Below are 9,391 nucleotides of genomic sequence, written 5' to 3' on the forward strand. Positions count from 1 at the left end.
GTTCATCGCGCGATGCAGGCCCGGAGGGGGTTTGTCCGGCTCCGGAAGTAAAGGAGGAGGCGCGGGCGCGCTGTCATCACAGGCAACGGTTCCCATCCGCGCCGGGGGACATGGAGGAGACGGACAAACCCCCTCCGGGCCGGACCAGAGGCCACCCGGCTGCCTCGGGGCTTCATGCGCCTGCGCGGGGACGACGAAGCAGGGGGCTGGTAAGCTTTCCGGATGGACCCGTTCAAGGCTTACCTGATCGAAGGCGCGCCGGAATCCGTGCGCGCCGGCTTCACGCAACTCACCGAGGCGCAGCTCGATCCCGGCGAGGTCACGGTGCGGCTGCAGTACGCCAGCGTGAACTACAAGGACGCGCTCGCCGCCACCGGCAAGGGCCGCATCATCCGCCGCTTCCCCTGCGTCGGCGGCATCGACGCGGCGGGGGTGGTGGAGGCCTCCGACTCGCCGCGCTTCCGCCCCGGCGACACCGTGATCGTGCACAGCCACGGCTTCGGCGTCTCGCACCACGGCGGCTACGCGCAATCGGCGCGGGTGCCGGTCGACTGGGTGAACCTGGTACCCCAAGGCCTCACGGCGCTGGACGCGGCCAGCATCGGCGTGGCGGGCTATACCGCGGCCCTGGCGGTGGACCTCATGGAGCTCAACGGCATTGCGCCGGCGCGCGGCAAGGTGCTGGTCAACGGCGCCACCGGCGGGGTGGCGAGCGTCGCCATCGACATGCTGGCGCGCCTGGGCTACGAGGTGGTGGCCGTGACCGGCAAGCCCGCCGAGGCCGCCTACCTGAAGGAACTGGGGGCGGCCAGCGTCGTCGCCGCCTCCGAGCTGCAGACCGGCTCGCGGCCGCTGGAAAGCGCGCAGTGGCAGGCGGCGGTCGATTCGCTGGGCGGCGAGCCGCTGGCCGGCATCATCCGCACGACGCAGAAGGACGGCGTGATCGCCAGCATCGGCAACGCCGCCGGCATAGCGTTTTCCAGCACCGTCATGCCCTTCATCCTGCGCGGGGTGCGGCTGGTGGGCGTGAATTCGGACAACGACGTGCCCACCCGCGAGCACCTGTGGCGCCGGCTCGCCGGCGACCTGCGTCCGCGCCACCTGGAACGCATTCGCGAGGTGGTTCCCTTCGACGCCCTGCCGCGCGTGATCGACGACGTGATCGCCGGGCGCAACCGCGGGCGCAAGGTGATCTCCCTGGCCGCAGCGGCCTGAGTCGGCGCCGGTCTTTGTTCTTTGTTGCCTGCCGTGCGTTGACACCCCCGGGCGGTTGGCATACGCTGAGTTCATGGCGGCAGTCACCACCCCCGCGGCCGAAGCAGCGCGCTACGCCCTCCTGCGGCGGCTCGCGCCGTCGTTCCGGCACCACCTGGTGGTCAACCTGCAGCCGATCGGGATGATCTACGAGGTGATGGACCGGCGGCTGCGCGCGTCCGCGCCCGACCTGGCCCACGTGCAGGACAGCGCCAACAAGATCAACGGCTTCGCCAAGGCGGCGCTCAATTCCTGCGTCGACGTGATCGGCTGGCTGGCGCCCGACGACACCGCCACCGTGACGTTGCACGAGGCGGTGCGCGAAAGCGCCACGTTGCTGGCCACCAGCCTGAGCTTCCGCGGCTACGCCTTGCGCAACGAGGTGCCGGAGCTGCCCGGGCACGTGCACCGCGCCGGCGTCCGCACGCTGCTGGCCGGCGTGCTGCTGCATTGCACCGACCACATGCCCGCCCCCGCGGACCTGGTGCTCACGGCGAGCGCGGAGGCCGAAGCCGCCCGGCTCGCGGTGGACATCCGCTGCAACGAGGGCGACAACAGCTTCCGCGGCGAGGCCGGCTACCGCCCGCTCGACTGGTCCGATCTCGAGGCGCTGGCGGCCGCCGACGGCGTTCAGATCGCACGGCGGGAGCAGCGCATCGAGTTGCGGCTGCCGTGGGCGATGGAGGCGGCGGCGTGAGGGGGCAACGGCGAGCGCTGAGCGCGGGGGGGCGTAGGCTGGTGCTGAGCGCGCGGTAGCGCCGAAGCCCAGCGCTCCGCTGCGCTCGCGCATCGCTGGGCTTGCGCTTCGCTCCAGCACCAGCCTACGATTCGCACGCGCCAGTTACGGTTCGAACCCCAGCTTGTTCATCGCGCCGCGCAGGGCCGCGCGGCTGGACTCGTAGTCGGACCACGGGTCGTTGCCCTCGTCCAGGCGCTGGTGTGCCGTGGAAACCGTCCAGTGGGCGCCGCTCTTGAGGCCCGCGAGTTCGTCCCAGCGCACCGGCACGGAGATGCCCAGGCCGGGCCGCGCGCGGGCCGACCAGGCGCAGACGGTGGTGGCGCCGTAGCCGTTGCGCAGGTAGTCGATGAAGATGCGGCCGACGCGGTTGCTGGCGCCGCTCTTGGCGACGAAGCGTTCCGGCAGCGTGCGCGCAAGGTGCTGCACGACGGCCTGCGAGAAGGACTTGACCGTGTCCCAGTCGTACTGCTTCTTCAGCGGCACGACCACGTGCAGGCCCTTGCCGCCGCTGGTCTTGAGGAAGGAGGGCAGCTGCAGTTCCTCCAGCAGCGCGCGCACCAGTTGCGCCGCCTCCTGGATCTGCGGCCAGGTGACGCCTTCGCCGGGGTCGATGTCGAAGGTCATGCGATCCGGCTTGGCGATCGTCGTGCGCACGCCATTCCACGTGTGGATCTCGATTACGTTCATCTGCGCCGCCGACAGGATGCCTTCCGGCTTGGCGATGTAGACCATGGGCGGGTGGCCGGGAAAGATCGCCGGATCGAGTGGCTCGACACCCGCCATGCGGTAGCGGTCCAGGTGCTTCTGGAAGAACAGCTGGCCCTCGATGCCGTCGGGCGCCCGCACCATCGCGATCGGCCGGTCCTTCAGGTGCGGCATCATCAGCGGCGTGACCAGCGCGTAGTAGCGCACCAGGTCGATCTTCTTCAGCCCGCTTTGCGCGTCGATCACGCGCTCGGGGTTGCTGATGCGCAGGGTGGGCGGCAGCAGGCTCGCGGCCTCGGCTTGCGCCGCCCGCTTCGCCGCCTTCGGTGCGGCCGTCTCCGGCGCAGTGCCTCGCGTGGTTCCTGCCGCGGGCTTTTCCGCCGGCTTCGCAGCAGCCTTTCCCGCCGCCTTCGCCCCCTTGCGCGGCTTCGCCGGCTGGTCCGGCGGCGGCGCGTGCAGCACCGGCTCCTGCCCGATCGCCTCGGGCGGCTTGTCGCTGCGCAGGCCGTGGAACACCGAGTGGCGGATCTTGCCCTCGCGCGTCCACTCGCCGAAGGAGACCTCGCACACCAGCTCGGGCCGCACCCAGCGGGCGCCGCGCGGCATGCCGCTGCCCGCCTCGAACGGGCTGCGGTCCTGCGCGATCGCATCGAGCCGCCGGCGCAGGTCGGCCAGGGTGCGCTCGTTGAAGCCGGTGCCGACGTTGCCCGCATAGCGCAGCTTGCCGCCGTCTTCCTCGTGCACCCCCAGCAGCAAGGAGCCGACGCCGGTGCGCGCGCCCTTGGGATCGGTGAAGCCGCCGATCACGAACTCCTGCCGCAGCTTGCATTTGAGCTTGATCCAGTCGCTCGAGCGCCGGCCCACGTAGGCCGAGCCGCGCCGCTTGGCGATCACCCCTTCCAGCCCCAGGCGGCAGGCCGACTCCAGCATGCGGTCCGGCGCGGCCTCGAACTCGGCGCTGAAGCGCACGTTGGGATGCGGCTTGCGTTCGCAGATGCGTTGCAGCACGGCGCGGCGTTCCTGCAGCGGCACCTCGCGCAGGTCGTGCCCGGCGCAATAGGGCAGGTCGAACAGGTAGTAGACGATCTGCTCGGTGCGCGCGCTGTCGAAGGCGCCCTGCAAGGCCTGGAAGTCGGCCGGCACGTCCTCCCCCGGCATGATGATCTCGCCGTCGTACCAGCCGTCCGGCAGCTCCATGCTGCGCAGGGCCTTCACCAGGCCCGGCATGCGTGACGTCCAGTCGTTGCCATTGCGCGTGACGAGTTCGATCGCGCCGCCTTCCACCCGCGCCAGCATGCGGTAGCCGTCGAACTTGATCTCGAAGATCCAGTCCTCGGGCCGCGCGGGCGGCTCGTCCACCAGCACGGCGAGCTCGGGCTGCAACTGCTTCGGCAGCTTCGCGGGCCGGGCGCCGGCGGGCGGCCCGGAAGGGGTGGCTTGCGCTGTCGGAGCTGCGGCCGGCGCGACCGGCGCGGCGAGCGCCGGCGGCCGGTCGGCCAGGTCCTTCACGCTGTCCGGCATCTCGTCGACCACGCTGAATTCGGTGGCCGGCCGCGCGAAGGCATCGCGTTCCTTGATCAGGAGCCAGGGATCCTCGCGGCCGTTGCCGCGGCCTTTCATGCGCACCAGCGTCCAGTGGCCGTGCAGCTTGTGCCCGCGCAGCTCGAACTTCAGCTTGCCCTCGCGGAAGCCCTTGTGCGGGTCCTCCAGCGGGTGCCAGGTACCCTTGTCCCAGATGATCACCTTGCCGGCCCCGTAGTTGCCGGCCGGGATCTGGCCTTCGAAGCGGTTGTAGGCGATGGGATGGTCCTCGGTGGGCATCGCCATGCGCTTGTCGTTCGTGTCGTAGCTGGGACCCTTGGGGACGGCCCAGCTCTTCATCGTGCCTTCCAGCTCGAGCCGGAAGTCGTAGTGCAGCCGCGTGGCCCAGTGCTTCTGGACCACGAAGCTGCGGGCATCCTCGTTCGCCTCGCCGCCGGCCGCCGGTTCGGGCGTGGCGTCGAAGTTGCGTTTGTCGCGGTACTTCTGGAGCGCGCTTTTTTCGGCCATGTCTCAGGTTCGGCGTTGGGCGTCATGCGTTGAGCGTGGGGAGAAGCGTTCCCGCTCAACGCTCAACGCTCAACGCTCAACGCTCAACGCTCAACGCTCAACGCTCAACGCTCAACGCTCAACGCTCAACGCTCAACCTGCGTTGCGCAACTGGTCGCGCATCATCTTCACCTGGTCGTGGTTGCGCAGCACCCCCTGGTACTGGCGCTCCACGACCGAGCGCACGTTGGTGGGCAGGTTCTTCTGCAACGCCTTCATGTAGCGGGCCTTGGCATTGTCCTCGCCGCGCTCGCACTCTTCCAGCACCGCCTTGTCGTCGTAGCTGCTCAGCTTCGACTTGATGGAGACCCAGCCGCGGTGCATGGCGCCCAGCGTGCTGCCGCCTTCCTCGACGTCGTGGCCGCATTCGCGCAGCAGCCGGTTCAGTTCCTCGGCGCCGCGGCGGCAGTCTTCCGCGCGCTGCTGGAGCATCGACTTCAGGTCCGGCCGCTTGGCCTGTTCGGCGCACTCGCGGAAGCCGTACTCGCCGTCCTTGCTGCACTCCACCAGGTCCTTCAGCACGTCGATGACGTCGCCGCGGTCGCCTTCCTGGTTGCCCGCGGTCTGCATGGAGCCGACCATGCCGGCGGCGCCGGTGCCCGAGGGCGTGCCCGCGTGGCCCATGCCACTGCGCATGCCGGTGTTGCCCATGTCAGCGCTGCCCATGCCGGCATTGCCCATCCCGGTCATGCCCGAGCCCGAGCGCTGGTGGTAGTCGCGCACCTGCTCGTCGGCGCGGCGCCAGGCGGCGCCGGCGGCGGGGCCGGCGCGGTCCCAGTTCAGGGTGGAGTTGCCGCGCGTGCTCTCCCATTCGGAGGCCAGGCGCGGCTCGACCGAAGTCCACGGGTCTTCGTAGCGGGTGCGGCCCGACAGGCCGAGGCGGTACGCGGGACCGTAGTCGTCCCAGTCGCGGCCCTTCTCGTAATAGGGCTCCTTGTCGTAGTTCTCGCGCCAGAAGGCTTCTTCGGCGGTGGGATTCACCGCTTCGCCCGCGGCCTTGCCGGCCAGGCCGCCGACCACCGCGCCCACGACGCCGCCCACGGCAGCGCCGACGGGACCGGCGATCGAGCCCGCGGCCGCACCGGCGACGGCGCCGCCCGTGGCGCCGATGCCCGTGCCGATCGGATGCGCGCCGGGTTCGTCGGTGATCGGGTCGCGGTTGAGGTCGCGGTCTTCGCGTTCTTCAGCAGCCATTGTTCGCTCCTTGCGTATCTGGATGGAAAGGTCCTGCAGGCGATCTTGGGGCGCAGCACTAGCCGTGCAGTGGCACCGTCGACCACAACCGGTGTAGGACGGGTCGGGCCAGCGCCTGCGCCGCGCGGACATGGCTGAGCGCACGCACAGGCGGACACAACAAATTCCTACACGGGCGTCCCGGCGGAGGCCGCACGCTGTGCCGAACCGGGTGACGCCCATGAAATACTCACTGCGCAAGACGCCATCGCACCTCCACCTCACCTACAAGTACGGCGAGGCGAACGGGGGACTTCTCGGCCGCAACCTCGTGCTCGAGGCCGAGGGCAACGTGCTCACGCTCGAGGTCGACCTGTCGGCCAACCTGCTGGCCCGCAACAAGCAGTCGGCCTGGTACCTGGACGCGGTGGCGCTCTCCACCAACTACCACAAGCTCAAGTCGCTGCAGTGCCCCGACAACCTGGTGCGCGCGCGCCTGATCCGCGTCTGGGAAGGCATGCAGGAGCCGAAGCTGCGCATGCGCCTGGTGCTGCATCCGCACGGCCGCTACCTCTACGAGGTGGCACCGCACTCCCTCTTCATGGGCGGGATCCAGCTCGACGTGCAGGCTTTCCTCGAAGAAGAGTCCGAGACCACCCCCACCGAAACCACCACCACCCCGGAAAACGAGGCTGCGCCGCTGGCGGAAGCCGACCCGCACCACAGGAAACACGCATGACGCTCACGCACCGACTCGCCCGCTGGACCGCGGGCTTGGGCACCGCTTGCCTGTTCGCTTTCGCCAGTCTCGCCGCGCACGCGGACGCAGGCAGCCTGCGCGAGAAGTACGAGCAGTTGGGCGCCGAGCTGGCCAACAACTCCTACGGCCGCCAGATGCACATCGATTCGTCCCAGGGCGGCAACGTGCTGCAGGGCGACGTCTACGCCGTGCTGGATCACCCGTACGAGAAGGTGCAGCGGGCGCTGCAGGATCCCGAGGCCTGGTGCGACATCATGCTGCTGCCCTTCAACACCAAGGCCTGCCAGGCGGGCGGCGGGCGGCTGGCGGTGCGCATCGGGCGCAAGTACGACCAGCCGGTGGACGAGGCCTACCGGCTGGATCTCGGCTTCCAGCGCGCGGCCTCCGGCCCCGACTACCTGCTCACGCGGCTGGGTGCGGCCCAGGGTCCCTTCGGCACGCGGGACTACCGCATCGCCGCCGAGGCGATCCCGCTGGATGCCGGCCACACCTTCATGCACCTGAGCTATTCCTACGGCTACGGCGGCATGGGCAAGCTGGCGATGCAGGCCTACCTGGCCACGGCGGGCGCCAGCAAGGTCGGCTTCACCGCCGGCGGCATGCGCGGCGCGATCGAGCGCAACGCGATGCGCTACTACCTGGCGATCGACGCCTACCTGGACACGATGGAGCTGCCCGGCGCGCAGCGGGTGGAGCAGCGCATCAACCGCTGGTTCAGCGCCACCGAACGCTATCCGCGCCAGCTGCACGAGATGGACCGCGGGACGTACGTCGCGATGAAGCGGCAGGAGTACGGGCGGCAGGACACGGCGTCGGTGCGCTGACGTCGTTGCACGTGCAGGCGCGGGTTCGTGCCCTGGGAATGAAAGAAAGCCCCGCGGTGCGGGGCTTTCCTTGTGCCGGGATGCTGGCGATCAGCGAATACCGGCCGCCGCGCGCAGCGCAGCAGCCTTATCCGTCCGCTCCCACGTGAACTCCGGCTCCTCGCGGCCGAAGTGGCCGTAGGCGGCGGTCTTGGAGTAGATCGGCTGCAGCAGGTCCAGCATCTGGATGATGCCCTTCGGACGCAGGTCGAAGTGCTCGTTCACCAGTTCCGCGATCTTGTGGTCGGGGATCACGCCCGTGCCTTCGGTGTAGACCGTCACGTTCATGGGCCGGGCCACGCCGATCGCGTAGGCCACCTGGATCTGGCACTGGCGCGCCAGGCCCGCGGCCACGATGTTCTTCGCCACGTAGCGGGCGGCATAGGCGGCCGAGCGGTCCACCTTGGACGGATCCTTGCCGGAGAAGGCACCGCCGCCGTGCGGGCAGGCGCCGCCGTAGGTGTCCACGATGATCTTGCGGCCCGTGAGGCCGCAGTCGCCCTGCGGGCCGCCGATGACGAAGCGGCCGGTCGGGTTGATCAGGTACTTGGTTTCCTTGATCCACTCCTTGGGCAGCACCGGCTTGATGATCTCCTCGATCACCGCCTCGACGAAGGCCGGCTTCATCTTGGTGCCGTCGCTCATCTCGGGGCTGTGCTGCGACGACAGCACCACCGTGTCGATGCTGTGCGGCTTGCCGTCCACGTAGCGCATGGTCACCTGCGACTTGGCATCGGGGCGCAGGAAGGGCAGGCGGCCGTCCTTGCGCAGCTGCGCCTGGCGCTCCACCAGCCGGTGGGCGTAGTAGATCGGCGCGGGCATCAGCACCGGCGTCTCGTCGCAGGCGTAGCCGAACATGAGGCCCTGGTCGCCGGCGCCGGTGTTCAGGTAGTCGTCGGAGGCGTGGTCCACGCCCTGGGCGATGTCGTTGGACTGCTTGTCGTAGCAGACCATCACGGCGCAACCCTTGTGGTCGATGCCGTAGTCGGTGTTGTCGTAGCCGATGCGCTTGATCGTGTCGCGCGCGACCTGGATGTAGTCGACGTGCGCGTTGGTGGTGATCTCGCCGGCCAGCACCACGAGCCCCGTGTTGGCCAGGGTTTCGGCGGCCACGCGGCTGCGCGGGTCCTGCGCGAAGATGGCGTCCAGGATCGCGTCGGAGACCTGGTCGGCCAGCTTGTCCGGGTGCCCTTCGGACACCGATTCGGAAGTGAAGAGGAAGTCGTTCGCCATTTGAATAAACTCCGGTGCTTGGTCTGAAGGCGCGTTGCCTTCTGCCGGAGCTTGGGCGAACGCTTTAGCAGAATTTTTTCGCGTCGCCCTGCAAGTAGTTCAATAACTCGGCGACCCCCAGATTCTAACCGGTGTGAAACCACTCTTCCAACTGCTCTCGGCATGGCCCCTGCCGCTGCTGCACGCCCTGGGCACGGCCCTGGGCTGGCTCACCTTCCTCGCGTCGCCCACCTACCGGCGGCGCTTCATCGCCAACGCGGCGCAGGGCGGCTACGGCTTCGCCCAGGTGCGCCGCGCCATCGCCGAAGCCGGCAAGCTGGTGGCCGAGACGCCGCGCCTGTGGTTCGGCGCCATGCCACCGGTGCACTGGGAGCAGGCGGACATGATCCGGGCGCTGCGGGCGGAAGGCCGCGGCATCGTCTTCCTGACCCCGCACCTCGGCTGTTTCGAGGTCACGGCGCGCTCGTACGCGGCGCAGTTCGGCCCGGTCACGGTGCTGTACCGCCCGGCGCGCAAGCCCTGGCTGCGCGAGCTGGTGGCGACCTCGCGCAGCCGCGAGAACATGACGGCCGTGCC

Annotated in this window: 7 protein-coding genes and 1 pseudogene; 5 read left to right on the forward strand and 3 right to left on the reverse strand. The window is 69.5% G+C overall.

Annotated features, from left to right (window positions below; all coding sequences use genetic code 11):
• The first annotated feature begins 222 nt into the window (after positions 1-222).
• Together VFM98_RS15730 and VFM98_RS15735 are read left to right on the forward strand one after the other, a co-directional pair.
• Positions 223-1,215, forward strand: a complete 993-nt coding sequence (locus VFM98_RS15730) for an acryloyl-CoA reductase (RefSeq protein WP_325110846.1) — start codon at positions 223-225, stop codon at positions 1,213-1,215.
• Positions 1,216-1,288: 73 nt separating this feature from the next.
• Positions 1,289-1,951: a hypothetical protein gene (locus VFM98_RS15735; protein ID WP_325110847.1), complete on the forward strand. Its 663-nt coding sequence runs from the start codon at positions 1,289-1,291 to the stop codon at positions 1,949-1,951.
• A gap of 144 nt (positions 1,952-2,095) precedes the next feature.
• Here the strand turns inward: VFM98_RS15735 and ligD are convergent, their stop codons facing one another.
• Both ligD and VFM98_RS15745 read right to left on the reverse strand, forming a co-directional pair.
• Positions 2,096-4,747 (reverse strand): DNA ligase D, encoded by a 2,652-nt coding sequence (gene ligD / locus VFM98_RS15740; protein ID WP_325110848.1) that lies wholly within the window; start codon positions 4,745-4,747, stop codon positions 2,096-2,098.
• A 132-nt stretch (positions 4,748-4,879) separates the two neighbouring features.
• The gene (locus VFM98_RS15745; protein WP_325110849.1) at positions 4,880-5,980 is read right to left on the reverse strand and encodes a PA2169 family four-helix-bundle protein; all 1,101 of its coding nucleotides are present in this window, start codon (positions 5,978-5,980) and stop codon (positions 4,880-4,882) included.
• 220 nt (positions 5,981-6,200) lie between these two features.
• On the opposite strand from VFM98_RS15745, the gene VFM98_RS15750 reads away from it, so the two are divergent.
• Together VFM98_RS15750 and VFM98_RS15755 are read left to right on the forward strand one after the other, a co-directional pair.
• Entirely contained in the window at positions 6,201-6,698 is a 498-nt protein-coding gene (locus tag VFM98_RS15750) for a hypothetical protein (RefSeq protein ID WP_325110850.1), read from the forward strand.
• Entirely contained in the window at positions 6,695-7,543 is an 849-nt protein-coding gene (locus tag VFM98_RS15755) for a hypothetical protein (RefSeq protein WP_325110851.1), read from the forward strand. Before VFM98_RS15750 ends, VFM98_RS15755 begins: the two co-directional genes overlap by 4 nt.
• Positions 7,544-7,633: 90 nt before the next feature.
• Here VFM98_RS15755 and metK read toward each other — a convergent pair whose 3' ends face one another.
• On the reverse strand, positions 7,634-8,815 hold the full coding sequence (gene metK, locus VFM98_RS15760; RefSeq protein ID WP_325110852.1) for a methionine adenosyltransferase: 1,182 nt from the start codon (positions 8,813-8,815) through the stop codon (positions 7,634-7,636).
• Between the two features lie 133 nt (positions 8,816-8,948).
• Here metK and VFM98_RS15765 point away from each other — a divergent pair.
• Positions 8,949-9,391: pseudogene (locus tag VFM98_RS15765) on the forward strand (lysophospholipid acyltransferase family protein); the annotation flags it as partial.

It is taken from the genome of Ramlibacter sp., from assembly GCF_035706265.1.
GTDB lineage: Bacteria > Pseudomonadota > Gammaproteobacteria > Burkholderiales > Burkholderiaceae_C > Ramlibacter.

What these genes read in the sequence shown, in the direction of transcription:
- VFM98_RS15730 (WP_325110846.1), top strand. Translation starts at nt 223, where the DNA reads ATGGACCCGTTCAAGGCTTACCTGATCGAAGGCGCGCCGGAATCCGTG.
- ligD (WP_325110848.1), bottom strand. Translation starts at nt 4,747, where the DNA reads ATGGCCGAAAAAAGCGCGCTCCAGAAGTACCGCGACAAACGCAACTTC.
- VFM98_RS15755 (WP_325110851.1), top strand. Translation starts at nt 6,695, where the DNA reads ATGACGCTCACGCACCGACTCGCCCGCTGGACCGCGGGCTTGGGCACC.
- metK (WP_325110852.1), bottom strand. Translation starts at nt 8,815, where the DNA reads ATGGCGAACGACTTCCTCTTCACTTCCGAATCGGTGTCCGAAGGGCAC.
- VFM98_RS15750 (WP_325110850.1), top strand. Translation starts at nt 6,201, where the DNA reads ATGAAATACTCACTGCGCAAGACGCCATCGCACCTCCACCTCACCTAC.
- VFM98_RS15745 (WP_325110849.1), bottom strand. Translation starts at nt 5,980, where the DNA reads ATGGCTGCTGAAGAACGCGAAGACCGCGACCTCAACCGCGACCCGATC.
- VFM98_RS15735 (WP_325110847.1), top strand. Translation starts at nt 1,289, where the DNA reads ATGGCGGCAGTCACCACCCCCGCGGCCGAAGCAGCGCGCTACGCCCTC.